The sequence below is a fragment of the Amycolatopsis sp. cmx-11-51 genome, assembly GCF_047608665.1.
Classification (GTDB): domain Bacteria; phylum Actinomycetota; class Actinomycetes; order Mycobacteriales; family Pseudonocardiaceae; genus Amycolatopsis.
On sequence record NZ_JADNQO010000003.1, the window covers coordinates 448,425 to 466,875 of the forward strand.

Sequence of the window (18,451 nt, forward strand, 5' to 3'; positions counted from 1 at the left end):
TCATCGGATCCGGACGCCGCGCTCCACAAAGGACAGGGCCCACCGAGCGCAGCTCGCCGAAGGCCGCGGCGGAGGACTGTGACACCACCGCCCGCTGATCGGCCGCGGGCACCGAGTCCGCGCCGAAGTACGCGAGCGACAGGGACTTCGGGAACGACGCCATCAACTTCGCGCCGGAGTCCGCCGGTGGCATGCCCGCGACGACGCCGACGGTCACCATGCGGCCGTTCGGAGTGAGTTTGCCGAAGAAGGACGGCAGGTCCGGACCGGCTACGACGTCGATGACGGGGAGGACCCGCTTCCCCGTGACGTGACCCGTCCGCCGAACCCAGGGGAAACCCTGAGCCTGATCGATACCTCGGAGCTAGGAGATGTGGTCCTTGAAGCCGATGCCATGGGATGGCGATACTTCATAGTTTTACCGGTATGAAACGAACTTCAGTGGTCATCGCCGCACTCTGCGCGGCTACGCTCGTTTCCCCGGCCGTCGCGTCCGCGACACCGGAAGCGAACGACCCGGTGCGGCGAACTCTGCAGCGTGACGCCGACGCGCTCGTGGCGGGTGGTTCGCCGGGCGCTCTCGTGGAGCTGAGCACGGCCAAGGGCAGCGTCAAGGTGCGCAGCGGCCATGGCGATCTACGGGCCAAGACCCCGGTGCCGTGGAACGGGCACTTCCGGATCGCCAGCTTCAGCAAGACGTTCCTGGCCGCGACGATGCTCCAGCTTGTCGGCGAGGGCAGGCTGTCCTTGGAGGACACCGTGGATCGGTGGCTGCCGGGGATGGTGAGCGGGAACGGCAACGACGGCAGCGCCATCACCGTCCGGCAGTTGCTGCAGCACACCAGCGGCCTGCGCGACTACATGGCGGAGCTCGATCTCTTCACCGAGGAAGGCTTTCTGCGCAGTCGCTTCGACAAGCTCAGCGCGTCCGACGCGGTGAAGCTGGCGGTCGGGAAGGCACCGGAGTTCAAGCCGGGGAAGAGCTGGGGCTACTCCAACACCAACTACGTCCTCGCCGGGATGGTGACCGAGAAGGTGACGGGCAGGGACTGGCAGAAGGAGGTCGCCGAGCGGATCATCCGCCCGCTGAGCCTGCGGGAAACCTCGCTGCCTTACACGTCGCCGTTCATCCCCGCCCCGCACGCCAGGGGCTACGACCGGTTCGTGGTGGAGAGCTCGAACCCGCCGCGACTCGGACGGCGCGTGGATGTGACGCTGATGAATCCGTCGGCGGGCGGTGGCGCGGACGGTTCGATCAACAGCACCACCGAGGACGGCAACAAATTCCTCCAGGCGCTGCTGGGCGGCAAGGTGCTCACCCCCTCGTTGCTGGCCGAGATGAAGAAGACCGTGCCCGCGCCGGGCCTCGGGGCGTACGGGCTGGGCCTCATTCGCCTGACCAGCTCCTGCGGCGCTTACTGGGGCCACGGCGGTGCGCTGCCCGGCTACCTGACGGGCAACGGCGTGACCGAGGACGGCAAGCGCAGTGTGATGGTGTCGCTGAACACCCGCACGCCCTACAACCCCGGTGCCGAACTGCCGGAGGGGAACCCTCTGGACCCGGTGATCGACCACGCCCTCTGCGTCAAGTGACTCGTGCGTGGTAGGGACGGTTCTGGTGGCCCGGCATTGACCGACCCGCCCCCACGACAGCCACCGAATCACTGCTACCGGACTCATCGCAGTCTCGCGCCGGGACGGTGATGCGGAAGGGGCCGGGTGGGGAAGATTCGGGACGTTCAACGTCCCAGATCCTCTCCACTCAGCCGCCCCACGCGCGAGCGGCCTCCACCATCCCCGTGACGCATTCGGCGACGGCCGGCCGGGTTTCACTTCGCGGCTGTACGGCGTAGAGCTGCCGGTGCAGGACGGGTTCGAGTGGGGTGCACACCACGGTCGGCGGCGCGACCGTGGTCGCCATGCTCGGGACCAGCGTGACCGCGCCGAGCCCGGCGACGACGGCGAACTGGGTGCTGAAGCCGCTGACCGTATGCCGCACCGTCGGCTCGATGCCACGCTCGCGCAGGGTCTGGCGGAGCCAGGCGTTCGCCAGGTTGGGCCGCGCCCAGGCGACCCAGATCTCGTCCGCCAGGTCTTCGGCGGGAACCGAGTCCGCGCCGGCCAGCGGATGTCCGGCCGGGAGCACGATCATCGCCGAGTCGTCGCGCAGGACGGTCCAACGGGTGTCGGGCGGCCGGGTGAGCGGCATGTTCTCCCAGCTCTCGACGACCACGACGTCGAAGACGCCGTCGGTGAGGGCGGGCAGGGCCTCTTCCGGTTCGACCTCGTGCAGCCGGGCTTCGATACCGGGGTGGCGGACGGTGAGGCCGGTGAGCGCGGGCATGATGAACGTGTGCACCCCGGACGGGATGGCGCCGATCTCGACGACGCCGGTCATCTCGCCGGTGAGGGAGTCCAGATCGGCGCGGGCGGCGCGGAGTTCGGCGAGGACCCGGTCCGAACGTTGCGCGAGCAGCAGTCCCGCCGGGGTCAGCCGGACGCCGCGACCGTGCCGCACGAGGAGCCGGGTGCCCGCTTCCCGTTCCAGTTTGGTCAGCTGCTGGGAGATCGCCGACGGCGTCACGTGCAGCAGTTCGGCCGCCGCGGCGAGCGATCCCCGCCGCCACACCGCGTGCAGCATCCGCAATCGCTCCACATTGGACAGTTCGCCACTCATTAGCCGAGCTTAACCCTCGAGGTAAGAGGATCTCGCTGGTCCTCCCCGTCGCCGTGCGGTCGAATCGAATCCATGGCTCACCACGGAATTCTCGCCGATCCGCGGACGCAAGGGATGCTCGGCGCCCTCGCGATCGCCCTGTCCGCCCCGCTCGTCGCGCTGTCCGGGGTGAGCTCGACGACGGCGACGTTCTTCCGCTGTCTGTTCGCGTTGCCGATCCTCGTCGTACTGGCGCGGACGCGAGAGCGCGGGCACCGTCCGACCCCGGCCGCGCGGCGACGGCACGTGCTCGCCGGTGTCCTGCTGGGGATCGACATGGTGCTGTGGAGCGAGGCGATCCTGTCCGTCGGCGCGGGCGTCGCCACGGCGCTGGTCAACGTCCAGGTCATCCTGGTGCCGCTGGCCGGGCTGCTGTGGTTCGGCGAGCGGCCGTCGCGGGTCTTCTGGCTGTCGATCCCGCTCATGCTGGCGGGGACGGCACTGGCGGGCGGGCTGGCGGACGGCGGGACCGCGGGCAGCGATCCCTGGTACGGCACCGTCATGGCGGTGCTGGCGGGTGTCGCCTACGCCGGCTATCTCATTCTGTTGCGCCGCGCCGGAACCGAAGGCGGTGGCCGCACGACGATGCTCGCGACGGTGACCGCGGCCTCGGCGAGCGTGGGCGGCCTTTCCGGGCTGGTGGCGGGAAACCTCGACGTCACGCCGACGGCTTCGGCGCTGCTGTGGCTGCTCGTACTGGCCGTGACCGGGCAGGTGGTCGGCTGGCTGCTGATCAGCAAGGCCTTGTCCGCGCTCCCGGCGAGCGGCGGATCCGCCATGCTCATGCTGCAACCCGCCGCCGCGATCCTGTTCGGGGCCGCCATGCTCGGCCAGTGGCCGACCCCGTTGCAGCTGGCGGGGTGCGCGCTAGTCGTCGTGGTGGTCGGGGCCGTTTCGTTTTCTGGGCGGCCGGCCGTCAAGGAACGACGAGCACCGGCCAGTGCCCGGTCCTGATGAGCTTCGTCGCGACCGACCCAGCGAACCGGTGTCCCGCCTTCTGTGACGCGCCGACCACCACGGTGTCGACCTGGCTGCGGTCGGCGGTGTCGCGGAGCGCGGTGTAGGGATCGCCGTAGGTCTTCGGGAAACTGACCGGCACTTCCAGTTCGTCGGCCGCTCGCATCGCCGTGCCGGAGCCGTCGACCCCGGCCAGGATGGCCCGCCCCGTGCGGCGATGGCGCAGGACATGGTCGACATGATGGCCGCCAAGGAAGCGAGCCTCGACAACGCCGAGCCGCGTACCCCGGAGGCCACCACACCGACGGCCTTCACGTACTTGGGGCGTGTTCGTCGTGAGCGGCGATTCGGTTCCAGTGGGGGTGTGGAAATAGGGAAGTCGAGGGTCCCTGTTTTCCACACCCCGGCCGCCGGTCACCATCACCGATCTCACCCGCGAACCTGCCCAAGTACATGAAGATCGAGTTTCCCCGTCCACTCTGGACGGACAGCCACTTTCAGATCGAACCGGTGCGCAGTGCGAAGGCGACCGCGTGCGTGCGGTTGTGGAGGCCGTAGCGCGTCATCACCCGGTGGAGCACGTTCTTCACCGTGCTCTCGGAATAGGCGAGCTTGGCCGCGATCTCCTCCGTGCCGTGGCCGTCGGCCAGCAGGCGGAGGACCTCACGTTCCCGGTCGGACAGCCCGGACAGCGCGAGACCGTTGGGTGCCAGCAGGTCTTCCTGGATGCGCTCGAGCTGGGAGAGCAGGCTGCCCTGCAAGCGGGGCGGAAGGGCGCCGGCGCCCTGGCTGACCGCGAGAATCGTCCGCACCAGATGTTCGCTGTCGAGGTCACGTCGCGGCAGTAACGCGGCCATGCCGCATTCGATCGCCGTCATCAGGACCTGGACCGGGAAATGGTCCGTGACGATCACGCACCGGGGCGGCGCCTTGAGCGTCGACGCGGCACGAACCTGGCGCAGGAACGTGAAGACCCCGTCGCCGATCGAATCCCCGACCGTCACGATCACCTCGGCCAGTCCGAGGTCGGACTCGGACAGTACTTTCAGTCGCTCGTCGGCACCGAGAATACTCGTCGTACCGAGCCCGGCCAGGAGATCCGGGGCGTGCACGGCGACCATGACACGATCGGTTCCCCTGGTGCTCTTCACTCCGCGGTTCATGATCGAAGCTCCCTCCCGAAGCGTTCGGAAACCCGGAATCGGGCACGCGGATCGGCCGTCGGGTGGCCGGTCCACGGGCGCGTGAGTGATTATCACATTGCTTAGAAGCTATAACGTTACAACGTTGTACGTCAACCGTGGAGGTCTTGCTTCCCACGAATGATGGAGCTTCACAGGCAAGACGCCCGAAGTGCGTCAAAGGTTCGGTGCGAACGTGATCGGGCTCGGCGAAGACCGGTCACCGCGTCGTGAGGTCGTCCAGTTCGTCCGCGATCAGCAGATCGGGGTCGAACTTCATGCCGGTGAACTGGCCGGCGAGTTCGAGTGAGAGCACGCCGTGCAGGCGGGTCCAGAAGGCGAGCGCGCGGTGCAGGGTCGCGGAGGTGGCGGGGTGGTCGCCCGCCCACTCGCGGTGGTTGTCCAGATGCGTGTCGAACGGGGTTTCCGGCTTGTCGACGGTGATCGTCTGGCACGCTTCGAGCAGCACCGCCATGACTTCCCTCGAGATGGCGGTGGTGTCGTCCGGCGCGTGGTAGCCGGGGACGGGCGTGCCGTAGATGAGGAAGTAGCGCTGCGGGTCGCTCCGGGCCCAGTCCCGGATGGTGACGGCGAGCCCGGACAGATCGGCGCCGGAGTCGAACGCCGCGCGGACGGCGTCGGCGAGGCTTCGGTAGGCGTCGCGGATGAGCGCGGTGATGAGGTCGTCGCGGCTGGCGAAGTACCGGTACAGCGCCGGGCCGCTCATGCCCACCTGTTTGGCGATCGCGTTGAGTGACAGCGCGGAGACCCCGGCGGTGGCGATCTGCTCCCACGCGCGCTGCTTGATCTCCGCGCGCACCTGGTCGCGGTAGCGCTCCCGCGGGCTCTGCCCGTCCGCGTTCGTCATCGGCCCTCCCGCCTCCGTCGGCCCGAAGCTTAGTTGCAGCTCCGGACGATGAGGAATCGAAGGGGCATGATCCCTTGCACGAACCGCCCTGGTCCACCGGAAGCGCCGAAGCCCGGCCGTGGGTGTTCGACAATGGCGTCGTTGGATCTCTTGAGCGGAGAGGGCGTGCCGGATGGCTGGCGATGATTTCGCCTGGCTGGACGCGACGGCGCAGGCGGAACTGGTCCGCCGGGGACAGGTGTCACCGCTGGAACTGCTGGAAGCGGCGATCGCGCGCATCGAAATGCTCGACGGCGAACTCAACGCCGTGGTCAGTACGCGGTTCGAGAAGGCGCGGCGCGAGGCGGTGACGGCGCGCGGGCAAGGACCGTTCCGTGGCGTGTCGATGCCGCTGAAGGACTTCCTCTGTCACACCGCGGGCGATCCGGTGTACGGCGGCATGCGGGTTCTGCGGGACCGGGATTGGCGGGCGCCGCCGGACTCCTATCTCGCCGCGCGGCTGGGCGACGCGCGACGCGGAGCCCGTGGGACCTGGCGCGGTCGCCCGGCGGGTCGGCCGCTGCGGTGGCCGCGGGCACGGTCCCCGTCGCCCACGGCAACGACATGGCGGGCTCGATCCGGATCCCCGCGGCCGCCTGCGGGCCGGTCGGGCTGAAGCCGACCCGCGCGCGGACCAGCCTCGGGCCGGAGTTCGGCGAATACTGGGGCCAGGTCACTCACGAACACGTCCTCACCCGGTCGGTCCGGGACACGGCGGGGGCAGCGCCAGGGGACCCCTGCAGCGCGCCGCCGCCGGACCGTCCTTATCGGACAGAGGTCGGCGCCGATCCCGGCAGCTTGCGGATCGGGTACCGGATCACCGCGCCGGGCACCTGCGAAACCGCGCACGCCGACTGCGTCGCCGCGGTCGAGCGGACGGCCCGCCTGCTGGAATCCCTCGGCCACCCGGTCACTCCCAGCGCGGCGGCCGCACTGGACGCGCCCGGCATGTTCCGATGCCCGCGCTGCTCGCGGCCGTGGTCACCTGGGAACTCGACGCCTGGTGTAACGAAAGTGGCTTTCGCGACACGGACCGGGTAGTCGCCCGCCGTCCGCTCACGAGGAAGGCAGGAGCGCCAGTTCGGCCAGAGCCTGTTCCCGTCGGGCGCTGAACGCCGGCGCGGGGGAGAGTTCGACGGCCAGCGTGAGGCACTCCCTGGCCTCTTCGAAGGCGCCCGCCTCCCGCCAGGCTCGCCCCTCGCGGAGCGCGCAGATCGCCTCCATCACGCCGAACCCGCCTTCCCACGAGAGCCATCGGCTGGTGCGGTAGTAGCCCGCCGCTTCCCGCCATTCGGCGAGATCCGCGAGCACGTCACCGATGGCGCGCAGGGCCAGTGACTTCAGCATCCGGTGGAGACCGGGGTACGTGTCGTCAGCCAGCCTGTCGGCGTCGGCGAGCACGGCGTGGTGGACGGCGAGCGCTTCGGAGTGCCGCCCGGCCGTTCGCAGCGCGTGCCCGTAGACGTTCCGGGCCGAGCTCTGTCCGTTCCAGAACGGCAGTTCGCCCGCCGATTCGTACCCGCGTTCCGCGTATTCGAACGCTTCGGCTTCCCGTCCGACGTAGTGCAGCACTTGGCCGAGGTAGATGGACGCCCAGGTCTGCTCGGTGCGGTCGCCGATCCGGGTGGCGATGTCCAGCGCGCGGCGATGCGCCTCGACGGCGCCTTCGTCATCGCCGCGACAGACACTGCAGGCCCAGCCGACGAAGTTGAGCAGCTTGGCCTCGTCCGCGGCGTTGCCGAGCGCGTTCGCCGCGGCCGCGCCGAGGGAGAAGATCTCCCACCACGGCCGCTGCCCGCTTCGCCCGTCGGAGTACCAGTGCAGTGCGACGGCGAGGCCGCTGACCTCCCGGTGCCATCCCTTCCGCGCCGCCACCCGCTGCGCGGCGACCCAGTTGTCGCCTTCGACGTCCAGCCAGCGCGCGTTCTCGTCCCGCGAGCCGAAGCGCCCGGTCTCCGGTGCCTTGGGGTAGAACAACCTGGCCGCCTCGGCCGCTTTGTCGAGCAGGTGGGCGAGCACGGTGTCGCGCGCCGCCGGGTCCTCCTCCGCCTCGAACCGCTCCTCGGCGAACAGGCGGATCAGGTCGTGGAACTGGTGGCGTTCCGGCACGGTCGTGGACTGCAGGAGGCTGGCGTCGAAGAGTTCGTCGAGGTGCTCGCGGACGTCGGCGTCGGAGGCACCGGACACGACGCCCGCGAGTTCGAGACCGAAGTCGGCGCCCGGCACGGTCGCCAGCCGCCGGAACAGCCGCCGTGCCCCTTCCGAAACCCCGCGATAGGACAGGTCGAACGCCGAGCGCAGTTGCAGATCGCCCGCCGCGAGCGCGCGCAGCCGGGTGCCTTCGTCGCGCAGCCGGTCGGCCAGCTGGGCCAGTGACCACTGCGGCCGGGTGGCGAGCCGGTTGCCCGCGATCCGGACCGCGAGCGGCAGATACCCGCACAGCTCGACGAGTTCCCGCGCCGCGGCGGGCTCGGCGCGGACGCGATCCTCGCCGACGATCTTGGCGAGCAGGCCGGTCGCACCGCCGTCCGAAAGCGGCTCGAGCCCCAGCCAACGGGCGCCCTCGAGCCCGGCGAGCGTGCGACGGCAGGTGATGAGGGTGAGGCAGCCGGGCCCGGTGACCAGCAGCGGCCGGACCTGCGCCTCGTCGGCGGCGTTGTCGAGCACCAGCAGGAGCTTCCGTCCGTCGAGCAGCATCCGCAGCAGCGCGGACCGATCGTTTTCGGAGGCGGGCACCTGCCCCGGAGCGACGTCCAGCGCGCGCAGCAGCCGGTCGAGCGCGGCACGGGCGCTCAGTGGTTCTTCGTCCATCCCTCGCAGGTCGACGGCGAAGCAGCCATCCGGGTAATCCATGCGCCACCGGTCCGCCGCGGTCACCGCGAGCGCGGTCTTCCCGACTCCGGCCTGCCCGACGATCGCGACCACGCCACCGCCCTCGGTGATCTTCGCGGACAGCTGTTCCAGCTCGTTTTCCCGGCCGGACAGATCCGCGAGGGGCGCGGGCAGCGCACAGGTCGCCGCGACGTGGGCGGCCAGCGCCGGATTCCGCCGCCGTCCCTGTTTGGCGACGGTCAGGAAGAACTCCCGGTCGCCGCCGGTCAGGCCGAGCGCGTACGCGAGCACCTCGGCGGAGCGCTGCTGGGCCGCTCGGGCGCGGCCGCGTTCCAGCTCGCGCAGGGCGCGGACGCTGAGTCCGGAGGCCTCGGCCAGCCGCTCCTGCGTCCAGCCCGCGGCTCGCCGGTGTTCGAGCAGGAGCTTTCCGAACACCGACCGCTTCTCGTTCTCCTCCACCGGTTCCACCGCGGTCCATTCAACCGGCAGCCTTCCGGCGGCGAAAAGCTGCCCCCTGATTCTGCTTGTCCCGCCTTCTCCGCAGCCGGTTACCTGGTAGGTATGTCGACGATCATGACGACCCCCGTCCGGCCGGTCGTCCGTGCCGAGGAGCGACGGGAGATCCGGGTCGCGGTGTACGCGGGCGACCCGCTCGTCCGTGCGGGCCTGCGCAGCGCGCTCGGCGCCGGCCAGGGCATCGCGTTGTGGGACGACCCGGGGGCGGCCGACGTCCTCGTCGCGGTCGCGGGGAACGAGCCGCACCGGATCCCGGCCGGGCCCGCCCGGCTGGTGCTGGTCGCCGACGAGCCCAACCAGGCCGAGCTGTGGGCCGCGGTGGAACGCGGGCTCGCCGTCGTCGTCGCGCGTTCCGAGGCGACCCCCGGGAGGCTGTTGCGCGCGGTTTCCGACGCCCACGCCGGCCGAGGCGATCTGCCCGCCGACCAGCTCGGCAGCCTGCTCCGCGGAATCTCGCGGCTGCACAAGGAAGTTCTCGAGCCGCGTGAACTCGCGCTCAGCGGACTGTCGCCCCGCGAGACCGAAGTCCTCCGGCTGCTCGCGGAGGGATACGACACCGGTGAGATCGCCCGGCGGGTGGCCTACTCCGACCGGACCGTGAAGAACATCCTCCACGGCCTGCTCACCAGGTTCGGCCTGCGTAACCGCACGCATGTCGTGGCGTACGCGCTCCGGGAAGGCCTCATCTGACACGCGCGCTCAGATGACTCCCTCGCGTATCGCGTAGGCCACCGCGTGTGATCGGTTCCGCAGGCGCAACCGATCGGTGACGGCGTAGATGATGTTCTTCACCGTCCGCTCCGAATAGGAGAGTTCGGTGGCGATCTCTCCGGTGTCGAGCCCGTCGGCCATCAGGCGCAGGACGTCGATCTCACGCGAGGAAAGACCGGCCCCGGCGGGCTCGCTCGGCTCGAGCATCTCCCGGTGGAGCCGCTCCGCGTGTTCGGCCAGCCTGGTGTGCAGGTTGGACGGCGGGCTCACCCCACCCGACGCGGCGAGACGGACGTTGTCGGCGACCCGGTTGTCGGTCACCGCCGACCTCGGCAGGATGGCGACCACCCGGCACTCCACCGCGACCGCGAGCCCGCCTTCCTCGATCCGGTCGGTCACCAGCACGATCGGTTTGCCGAGTTCGGCGGCGACTCCACGCAACTCGATGACCGCGTCGGGCGAAAGCCGGTCGAAGGCGGCGGCGACGACCTCGATTTCGTCCCGCGCCCGGCCGTCGACGACTCTCACCGACGCCCGTGCCTCGAGCAGGTCGGTCATTCCGGCCTTCGTGATGGGGTCGAGCGCGCATACGCTCACCCGGACCGCTTTCCCGCGTTCCTCTCCCGCCGGTGACGGCCGGAAGGGCTTCGTGTCCACTGTGGATCCTCGATTGTCAAGAGCCGCCAGGACAGAAAGCCTTGCCCGTCCGCGCGAGCGGGTTTCTTGTACGGTGGTACCCGGGTAGCGACCCACTTCGGTGACCCCCACACCTGACGGTGGGTCGCTCCCGTTTCATGCGGCTCACGGCGATTCTCCTCCGCCGGAAAAGTCACGGCAACGTGTTCGGCCGCGTCCTGGTTTCCCAGCCAGCAGAGAATGGCCGAATGGGCATCTCCGTGTCCGCTGTCGTTCGAGAGAAACGGACCCGCGTCGTATGAGTGTTCGCAGGATTCTCCTTCTCGGCGCGATCACCGTGGCGATGGCGGCGACGGGAGTGGCTCCGGCGGCGCCCAGTGCGCGGCCGTCGAAGCCGGTCGAGCGCCTCGGCGTGCTCGTCACGAATCCGGGAGGTCCTGCAAGGCCGGGCGCATCCGGCGCGGTGATCGACCAGGTCGGCAACCTGAACGCCGCACGCGATCTCGACGTCGTCCGTGCCGCGCTCGGCGAGGAGAAACCGAGCTACGCCGGCTATTCCTACGCCACGTTGCTTGGCCAGCAGTACGCCGAACGATCCCTTCGAAGGATCAGGGCGATGGTCAACGACGGGAACAGGGACCACAGCCTGCGGACGACCTACCGATTCATGCGGAGTTTGACCGTGCCGGTGGAACGGGATTTCCCGGCTTTTGCGAAATTGTGTGTTTACGGCGAACCTCTCTGAGAAAGCCAAGAAAGGTACACTCGTCTATCCGGGAACGGCGGATTGGCCCTATCTCGGCCAAGAGCTGAAGCGTTTCCGGGATGGAGAGGGCGGCGCACCGGCTTCGGCGCGCAACGTTCCCGAGCCGGTCAATCGCCCGGCGCCGTCGATCTGGTGCAGCGATTGGCGGCTCCCGATCGAGGACTTCGCCGCGTGCGTCGGCGAACCGCTGAAGACGACGAACCCGCAGGGTCCGCTCAAGGTCCGCGGCGCACCGCCGAACAGAGCGGCTCCCGTCTCGTCACCTACGAGGGGTGGGGGCGCACCGTCCACCGGGGGCGGCGGTCCGAGCCCGTGTGTCACCAAGCCGTCGATGCCTGTTTGACCGATCTGAAGTGCCGGAGAAGGGGGCTCGTGCCCATCGGCGGAGCAATCTCCAAGACCCTGAACTGCTAAAACGCCACGTTGGCACTACTTGGCGCCAAGTAGTACTTGTGTTGGCGCCATTGTGGTGCCATGATGGCATCATGGATTTGACGCCCTTTGTGGACAACGTTCGCCGGGAACTCGCCGTCGCCGCCGAGGCGGGTGGAGCCGAGGCGAGCGCCCTCGCCGAACGACTGACCGCGCCGCTCGCGTCGGCCATCCGTCTCGCGCTGCTGGACGCGTTGTCCGCCGCGTCGGACGAGATCACGCGGGATCTCGCGCCCGGTTCGGTCGAGGTCCGGCTGCGTGCCGGGGAAGCCAGCTTCGCCGTCACGGTTCCCGCGGTTCAGCCGTCCGAGTCCGTCGCGGCTTCGGTGCCGGAGCCCCCGATGCCTCCCTTGCCCCCGCTGCCGGACGAGGAGGGGGCCACGGCCAGGATCAACTTCCGGCTGCCGGAGCAGCTCAAGGCACGCGTCGAAGAGGCCGCGGCCGCGCAAGGCCGTTCGGTCAACGCGTGGCTCGTGCGTGCCGCGTCCGCCGCGCTGCGGCCGTCGGAACCCGCCGCCCGGCCCGCCTCGCCGAGCGGCGGTCATCGCGCCACCCAGCGCTACACCGGCTGGGTCCAATAACACTCAGCTGACCAGCACAAACACCGAGCACCACACCTTTGAGGGGACAACCATGCCTACTTTCGCCACCCCGGAACCCATTCTCGTGGACATCGAGCCCGTCGTCGGCGACGTCCGCGTCGTCGCCGGGGACCGTGCCGAAACGGTCGTCGAGGTCGCTCCGGCGGACAAGAACGACGACTCCGACGTCCAGGCCGCGGCGCGGACCGTCGTCGAGTTCTCCGGCGGCACGCTGACGATCAAGGCGCCGAAAATGCGCCTGTTCGACTTTTCCAAGCGGACGAGGTCGATCGACGTGACCATCGAACTGCCCGCAGGCTCACGGTTGCAGGGGAACACCGGTCTCGGTGACCTCCGCGTGACCGGGCGGCTCGGTAGCTGCCGTTACAAGTCCGGTGCCGGGAACGTCCAGCTCGACCACGTCGGTGAGCTGAATTTGAACACCGCCGCCGGGAACATCGTCGTCGACCACGTCGAGGGCAACGCCGAGATCACCACGAGCTCCGGCCGCGTGCACGTCGGCGAGATCACCGGCACCGGCGTGGTCAAGAACTCCAACGGTGCCACCACCATCGGAGCGGCGGGCGACACGCTCCGCGTCCGCTCGGCCAACGGCGACATCACCGTCGACCGGGCCGAGGACGGGGTGGAAGCCAAGACCGCCAACGGTTCGGTCCGCGTGCTCGACGCCGCACGGGGCACGCTCGCCCTCGAGACCGCCATGGGCGACATCGAGGTCGGCATCCGCCAGGGCACCGCGGCCTGGCTCGACGTGAACACCACCTTCGGCCGCGTCGTCAACGACATGGACTCCGCCGCCGAACCCGGCGCCACGACCGACAAGCTCGAAGTGCGCGCCAGCACCTCCCTCGGCGACATCGCCATCCGTCGTTCTTGACTCACAAGTCCTTACGAACCAGGGGAATCCACATGAGACACCCGGCCATCTCCGCGACCGGACTGCGCAAGTCCTACGGCGACAAGGTCGTACTGGACGGCATCGACCTGCACGTCCCGCCCGGCACCGTCTTCTCGTTGCTCGGCCCCAACGGTGCCGGCAAGACCACCACGGTCAACATCCTGTCCACTTTGGTCAGTCCGGACGCCGGGGGTGCGACCATCGCCGGAGCCGACCTGGCCACCGATCCCGACGGCGTCCGCGCCGCCATCGGCCTCACCGGCCAGTTCTCCGCGGTCGACAATCTCCTCACCGGTGAGGAGAACCTGTTCCTCATGGCGGATCTGCACCATCTGCCGCGCCGGGCGGGACGCGAACGCGCCGCCGAACTGCTGGAACGGTTCGAGCTGGCCGAAGCCGCGAAGAAGACACCGGCCACTTTCTCGGGTGGGATGCGCCGCAAGCTCGATCTGGCGATGACGCTGATCGGCGACCCCGAGGTCATCTTCCTCGACGAGCCGACCACCGGTCTCGACCCGCGCAGCCGTCGCACGATGTGGCAGATCATCCGGGACCTCGTCTCCGGCGGGGTGACGATCTTCCTCACCACGCAGTACCTGGAGGAGGCCGACCAGCTCGCCGACCGGGTGGCCGTACTCGACGGCGGCAGGGTCGTCGCGCTGGGCACACCCGACGAACTGAAGCGACGCGTGCCCGGCGGGCATATGCAACTGAAGTTCCCCGACGCCGTCTCGCTGCGCGACGCGGCCCGCATGCTTCAAGTGTCCGCATCGGACGAAGAGACCCTGGCGCTCCGCGTGCCGACCGACGGCACCGTCGCCGCGGTTCGCGCGGTGCTGGACCGGCTCGACGCCGGAGCCGTCGCGGTCGACAGCCTCACCGTGCACACCCCGGACCTCGACGACGTGTTCCTCAGCCTCACCGGTCACCGGACCGAAGCGACCAAGGAGATGGCCCGATGAGCACCCTGGCCCTGTCGATGCGCGACTCGGCGACCATGCTGCGCCGCAACATCCGGCATATGCAACGGTATCCGTCGCTCACCCTCATGCTGGTCGGCCAGCCGATCGTGTTCCTGCTGCTGTTCGTCTACGTCTTCGGCGGCACCCTCGGGAACGGGCTGGGCGGCGCGGGCGGCCGCTCCGAGTACGTCGGCTACGTCACGCCCGCCATCCTGCTCATCACCGTGTGCAGTGCCGCCCTCGGCACCGCCATCTCCGTCGCGACGGACATGACCGAGGGCATCATCGCCCGGTTCCGCACCATGGCGATCAGCAAGGCCTCCGTGCTGACCGGTCACGTCGTCGGCGCGTTCATCCAGACGGCGTTCGCGCTCGCCGTCGTGTTCGGGGTCGCGCTGCTCGTCGGTTTCTCGCCGACGGCGGGAGTCGGCGAATGGTTCGCGACCATCGGCGTGCTGGCGCTGCTGACCATCGCGCTCACCTGGCTGTCGGTGGCGCTGGGGCTGGCGGCCAAGAGTGTCGAGACGGCGAGCAACACCCCGATGGTCTTCATGCTGCTTCCCTTCCTGGGCAGCGGTTTCGTGCCCACCGACTCCATGCCGGCCTGGCTGCGCTGGTTCGCCGAGTACCAGCCGTTCACCCCGGTCATCGAGACGATCCGTGGCCTGCTGCTGGGTACCCCGATCGGCAACAGCGGCTGGCTCGCGGTCGGCTGGTGCGCCGTGCTCTCGATCGTGGGGTACCTGTGGTCGAAGTCGTTGTTCGCCAAGGAACGCGACCGGTGACCTGAGATCGACGCGACCGGGGGTCGTCCCGGGCAGGCCAGGCGGTTCTTCGCCGCTGTGTGAGGCTGACGATGAAGGAATGGGGACGATCAACAGGGGTTCGGGGACATGTCTCCCTCAGGAACCCCGGCACAAGCCGAGTGGGGAAGATTGCGGACGTTGAACGTCCGCAATCTTCCCCACTCGGCTCTTGCGGTCACTAGTGTCGCGTGATCCTGCTTGTTTGACGTTGGGTTTTGTTCCTCGGACGGCGATCTCCGGAGATCGCCGTCTGATCACGGGTAAGACCTGCAGGATCACGCGACACTAGCGATGTTGAGTCCGGAATGTCACCAGCAGCGCTGATAAGCAGGTCTGCAGCTTTGCCTGGACCCTGCGCCTAGCGCGAGGAAGGGGCCTTCATGTACTGGGAAGGTGTGAAGGTCGAGTTTCTTCGGCTCAGCCGAGGGAAGGAGGCCTCAGTCGTTCTTCGCCACCCAGGCGTCGATGCCGTCCAGGAACCGGTCCACGCCGAAGCCGAGTTCGGCGGGCAGCGATCCGTCTCCGGACAGGCCGTGTCCTGAAGGGACAGTGGTCTCGGCGGCGTGGACGGCCGCCAGCGCGGGGTAACTCGCCGGGTCGATGAGTTCGTCAAGCGCTTGCGCCAGTTCGGTTTCCGTGTGCGGGCGTCCGCCGTCGGTCTTGTGCGCGCTGTTCATGTCCATGCCGATCTGCGCCGTGCCGCGGACGACGGCGGTCAGGTGCAGGGCCGCGGCCCTCGCCTCGCCGGGGGCGAGTCCGACCTTCAGCAGCGGCCGGAGCAGGCGGTCCAGCCAGGCGAGCTGGTTGGGGCCGATCGGGCTGTGGTCGAGCGGGACGCGCAGCAGCCAGGGGCGGGTCTGGAAACCGGCCCAGAGCGCGCCGACCCACTGCCGGATCGCGTCACGGAAGTCGTCCGTGTCGTCGAGCTCGGGTGGCTTCGCGGCCGCGAAGTCGGCCATCACTTCGAGGAGCAGGTCCTTGCTCGGAATGTGGTTGTAGATCGACATCGTCGAGTAGCCGAGTTCGGTGGCGACGCGCTGCATGGAGAGCGCGTCCAGGCCGTCGGTGTCCGCGACCTCGATCGCGGCCATGGCGATGCGCTCCACGGTGAGCTGCGGTCGTGGCCCCCGCCTGCCGGGGGTACGCCCGGCCCACAGCAGCGTGAGGCTGCGCTGGAGATCCGGGCTCTTGCTGTCGCGTGTCGCCATCTGGCCATCCTAAAACTATGTACGTCATACGTTCATATGTATACTGTACATAGTTTCTGGTCGTCTTCTCCTGAACGGATCCCCATGACCTCGTCGAACGCGCCCCGCTGGTGGCGGCGCCCCTGGATCGTGCCGTTGATGCTGGTGGCGGTGGCTTTCCTGGCTTTCGCCGTACCGCCGTACCTGACGCTCGATCCGGCCCAGTCCCGGCTCGAACCGCCACCGGGGAACGATCTCTACTACCCGTTGCTCGTGGGGCACGTCCTGTTCGGCACGGTCGCCATGGTGACCGCCTGCTTCCAGATCTGGCCCGCGTTCCGCGCCCGCTACCGGCGCGGACACCGGATCACCGGCCGGATCTACGTCTTCGCCGGAGCGCTCCCGGCAGGGCTGCTCGGCCTGTACATCGGCTGGCACACCCCGGCCGGTCCGTCCGTGCGGGTGGCCAACCTCGTCGGTTCGGTGCTGTGGATCGCGATCACGATCATCGGTATCCGGATGGCGCGTCAGCGCCGCTACGCCGACCATCGCCGGTGGATGTCCCGCAGTTTCGCCCTCGCGATGTCGATCGTGCTGAGCCGCGTGATCAACGTGGTGTCCACGATCGTCCTGACACCGCAGCTCGACACCACCTTCGGCGGCAGCGAAGTGCTCCTGCGGTACAGCGCGGTGAGTATCGGGGCCTGGCTCAGCCCCTTGCTCCTGTTGCTGATCACGGACTGGGTGCTGGAGCGGCGCAAGACCCCGAAAAAGCCCCCCAGCGGGGTAGACGTCTCCGACCGGGGACGGACGCCCTCGCGGGTGTAGCGCCCCTAGCCTGATATCGAGAAAGCCTCTTGATATCAGGGAGTTCGGGTTGCCAACGAAAACAGTCATCGCGGTGGCGCTGCTCGTCGCCGGGGCGTCGATACCGGCGACGCCCGCCGCCGCGGCCCCTTTGATCACCTGGCACGGTTGCGCGACCGGCCCTGGAGACGCACTGGGCGCGGAGCTGGACAAGGCCGGTGCGCAATGCGGCGACGTCGTCGTGCCGGTCGACTACCGCCGTCCACGGGGACGCGAGATCACCGTCGCGCTGGCCCGGATGAAGGCTACCGACCCCGCGCGCCGACGCGGCACGCTGATGCTCAATCCGGGCGGGCCTGGTGGTCCGGCGATGGAACTGGTCCTGGCGGGTTCGTCGATGCCGGAGATCGCGGCCCGATACGACCTGGTCGGAATGGATCCCCGGTTCGTCGGGCGCAGTTCGCCGCTGAGCTGCGACTGGAAGACCGACACGTTCACCCGCTCGGCAGGGCCGAGCCTCAGGACGTTCGGCGAGAGCGTGGCGTTCGCGAGGAAGCTGGCGCACGGCTGCTCCGGCAACGATCACGAGTTGCTGCGCGCCGCGTCGACCCGCAACACCGCCAGGGACATGGACGTCGTGCGTGTCGCGCTCGGTGAACGGAAGATCTCGTACCTCGGCGCGTCGTACGGGACCTACCTCGGCGCGGTGTACCTCCAGATGTTCGGCCGGCGGGCAGACCGGTTCGTCCTCGATTCGGCGGTGGATCCCGACGTGTACGGGCCGGGTCTGCTCCGTCCGACCGCGCCGGCGCTCGACGCGGCGTTGCGGAACTGGGCGAAGACCGCCGTGGGGCAGGGGCTGGGGGAGACCGTGGACGAGGTACTGGCTGCCGTGCGGGACGTCGCGCGGTCGGCCGAGCGGCGGCCGCTCGACGTCGGTAAGTACACAGTGGACGGTCACACGGTGCCCTATCTGTACTTCGCGAACCTCTACGACGACCGACCCGCTTCACAGGCCGAGTTCGCCGGCGTCATGCGGACACTGAGGGACGCGGCGGCCGGGCGGCACGTCACCCCTTCGCCGTCACTGGCCGCGCTTCTCGACGGCTTGACGACCGGATCCGGTGCCGCGACCGACCGGGCCGGAACGCCGGTCGTCTGCGCCGATCGCGCGGCCTCTCACGACCCGGCGACGTACTACCGGGACATCCAGGGTCATCGTGCCGCCGAGCCGCTGTTCGGTCCGCTGGCCCGCAACATCACGCCGTGTGCGTTCTGGCCCGTGGCGCCCGCCGAACCCGCCACCCGGATCCACAACACCTCTCCGGCCCTGCTCCTCGGCTCGACAGGAGACCCCGCGACGCCCTACGCCGGGCAACTCGCCATGCGTAGGGCGCTCGCCGGTTCCCGCATGGTGACCGTGGCGGGAGCGTTCCGGCACTCCGTGTTCCTGAAGGGTGACCAGTGCGTCGACGCGGCGGTGCGGGATCACTTGCTGAGCGGTGAGCTCCCGGCGGATCGGACCTGCCGCTGAC

At 69.2% G+C, this 18,451-nt stretch carries 19 protein-coding genes; 12 read left to right on the forward strand and 7 right to left on the reverse strand.

What is annotated here, in order from left to right:
- The first annotated feature begins 426 nt into the window (after positions 1-426).
- The gene (locus tag ACM6LU_RS15505) at positions 427-1,593 is read left to right on the forward strand and encodes a serine hydrolase domain-containing protein (protein WP_414938370.1); all 1,167 of its coding nucleotides are present in this window, start codon (positions 427-429) and stop codon (positions 1,591-1,593) included.
- A 169-nt stretch (positions 1,594-1,762) separates the two neighbouring features.
- On the opposite strand, the gene ACM6LU_RS15510 is transcribed toward ACM6LU_RS15505, so the two are convergent.
- A complete protein-coding gene (locus ACM6LU_RS15510; RefSeq protein ID WP_414938371.1) occupies positions 1,763-2,677 on the reverse strand; it encodes a LysR family transcriptional regulator in 915 nt (304 codons plus the stop codon).
- Between the two features lie 72 nt (positions 2,678-2,749).
- Between ACM6LU_RS15510 and ACM6LU_RS15515 the strand changes: the two genes are divergently transcribed.
- Complete coding sequence (locus ACM6LU_RS15515; protein ID WP_414938372.1) at positions 2,750-3,670, forward strand: DMT family transporter; 921 nt, start codon at positions 2,750-2,752, stop codon at positions 3,668-3,670.
- On the opposite strand, the gene ACM6LU_RS15520 is transcribed toward ACM6LU_RS15515, so the two are convergent.
- The 3 genes from ACM6LU_RS15520 to ACM6LU_RS15530 all read right to left on the reverse strand — a co-directional run bounded on the left by ACM6LU_RS15520 (position 3,633) and on the right by ACM6LU_RS15530 (position 5,722).
- The gene (locus tag ACM6LU_RS15520) at positions 3,633-4,106 is read right to left on the reverse strand and encodes a universal stress protein (protein ID WP_414938373.1); all 474 of its coding nucleotides are present in this window, start codon (positions 4,104-4,106) and stop codon (positions 3,633-3,635) included. The two genes, ACM6LU_RS15515 and ACM6LU_RS15520, sit on opposite strands and share 38 nt — an antisense overlap.
- A gap of 64 nt (positions 4,107-4,170) precedes the next feature.
- Positions 4,171-4,836, reverse strand: a complete 666-nt coding sequence (locus ACM6LU_RS15525) for a helix-turn-helix transcriptional regulator (protein ID WP_414938374.1) — start codon at positions 4,834-4,836, stop codon at positions 4,171-4,173.
- A 238-nt stretch (positions 4,837-5,074) separates the two neighbouring features.
- Entirely contained in the window at positions 5,075-5,722 is a 648-nt protein-coding gene (locus ACM6LU_RS15530; RefSeq protein WP_414938375.1) for a TetR/AcrR family transcriptional regulator, read from the reverse strand.
- Positions 5,723-5,894: 172 nt separating this feature from the next.
- Here ACM6LU_RS15530 and ACM6LU_RS15535 point away from each other — a divergent pair, with 172 nt between their 5' ends.
- On the forward strand, positions 5,895-6,377 hold the full coding sequence (locus ACM6LU_RS15535; RefSeq protein WP_414938376.1) for a hypothetical protein: 483 nt from the start codon (positions 5,895-5,897) through the stop codon (positions 6,375-6,377).
- A complete protein-coding gene (locus ACM6LU_RS15540) occupies positions 6,287-6,802 on the forward strand; it encodes an amidase family protein (RefSeq protein WP_414938377.1) in 516 nt (171 codons plus the stop codon). Before ACM6LU_RS15535 ends, ACM6LU_RS15540 begins: the two co-directional genes overlap by 91 nt.
- 15 nt (positions 6,803-6,817) lie before the next feature.
- Here the strand turns inward: ACM6LU_RS15540 and ACM6LU_RS15545 are convergent, their stop codons facing one another.
- On the reverse strand, positions 6,818-9,052 hold the full coding sequence (locus tag ACM6LU_RS15545) for an ATP-binding protein (protein ID WP_414938378.1): 2,235 nt from the start codon (positions 9,050-9,052) through the stop codon (positions 6,818-6,820).
- Positions 9,053-9,166: 114 nt separating this feature from the next.
- Between ACM6LU_RS15545 and ACM6LU_RS15550 the strand changes: the two genes are divergently transcribed.
- Entirely contained in the window at positions 9,167-9,799 is a 633-nt protein-coding gene (locus tag ACM6LU_RS15550; RefSeq protein WP_414938379.1) for a LuxR C-terminal-related transcriptional regulator, read from the forward strand.
- 9 nt (positions 9,800-9,808) lie between these two features.
- On the opposite strand, the gene ACM6LU_RS15555 is transcribed toward ACM6LU_RS15550, so the two are convergent.
- Positions 9,809-10,378: a response regulator transcription factor gene (locus ACM6LU_RS15555; RefSeq protein ID WP_414938579.1), complete on the reverse strand. Its 570-nt coding sequence runs from the start codon at positions 10,376-10,378 to the stop codon at positions 9,809-9,811.
- Positions 10,379-10,754: 376 nt separating this feature from the next.
- On the opposite strand from ACM6LU_RS15555, the gene ACM6LU_RS15560 reads away from it, so the two are divergent.
- The 5 genes from ACM6LU_RS15560 to ACM6LU_RS15580 all read left to right on the forward strand — a co-directional run bounded on the left by ACM6LU_RS15560 (position 10,755) and on the right by ACM6LU_RS15580 (position 14,901).
- Positions 10,755-11,201, forward strand: coding sequence for an alpha/beta fold hydrolase (locus ACM6LU_RS15560; RefSeq protein WP_414938380.1), 447 nt, complete (start codon positions 10,755-10,757; stop codon positions 11,199-11,201).
- 506 nt (positions 11,202-11,707) lie between these two features.
- A complete protein-coding gene (locus tag ACM6LU_RS15565) occupies positions 11,708-12,235 on the forward strand; it encodes a toxin-antitoxin system HicB family antitoxin (RefSeq protein WP_414938381.1) in 528 nt (175 codons plus the stop codon).
- 52 nt (positions 12,236-12,287) lie between these two features.
- Positions 12,288-13,133 (forward strand): DUF4097 family beta strand repeat-containing protein, encoded by an 846-nt coding sequence (locus ACM6LU_RS15570; protein WP_414938382.1) that lies wholly within the window; start codon positions 12,288-12,290, stop codon positions 13,131-13,133.
- Positions 13,134-13,165: 32 nt separating this feature from the next.
- Positions 13,166-14,116 (forward strand): ATP-binding cassette domain-containing protein, encoded by a 951-nt coding sequence (locus tag ACM6LU_RS15575; protein WP_414938383.1) that lies wholly within the window; start codon positions 13,166-13,168, stop codon positions 14,114-14,116.
- On the forward strand, positions 14,113-14,901 hold the full coding sequence (locus tag ACM6LU_RS15580) for an ABC transporter permease (protein ID WP_414938384.1): 789 nt from the start codon (positions 14,113-14,115) through the stop codon (positions 14,899-14,901). Before ACM6LU_RS15575 ends, ACM6LU_RS15580 begins: the two co-directional genes overlap by 4 nt.
- Positions 14,902-15,359: 458 nt before the next feature.
- On the opposite strand, the gene ACM6LU_RS15585 is transcribed toward ACM6LU_RS15580, so the two are convergent.
- Positions 15,360-16,130: a TetR/AcrR family transcriptional regulator gene (locus ACM6LU_RS15585; protein ID WP_414938385.1), complete on the reverse strand. Its 771-nt coding sequence runs from the start codon at positions 16,128-16,130 to the stop codon at positions 15,360-15,362.
- Between the two features lie 84 nt (positions 16,131-16,214).
- Between ACM6LU_RS15585 and ACM6LU_RS15590 the strand changes: the two genes are divergently transcribed.
- The gene (locus tag ACM6LU_RS15590; protein ID WP_414938386.1) at positions 16,215-16,937 is read left to right on the forward strand and encodes a DUF2306 domain-containing protein; all 723 of its coding nucleotides are present in this window, start codon (positions 16,215-16,217) and stop codon (positions 16,935-16,937) included.
- 49 nt (positions 16,938-16,986) lie between these two features.
- Positions 16,987-18,450: an alpha/beta hydrolase gene (locus ACM6LU_RS15595; RefSeq protein WP_414938387.1), complete on the forward strand. Its 1,464-nt coding sequence runs from the start codon at positions 16,987-16,989 to the stop codon at positions 18,448-18,450.
- Position 18,451: the final 1 nt, after the last annotated feature.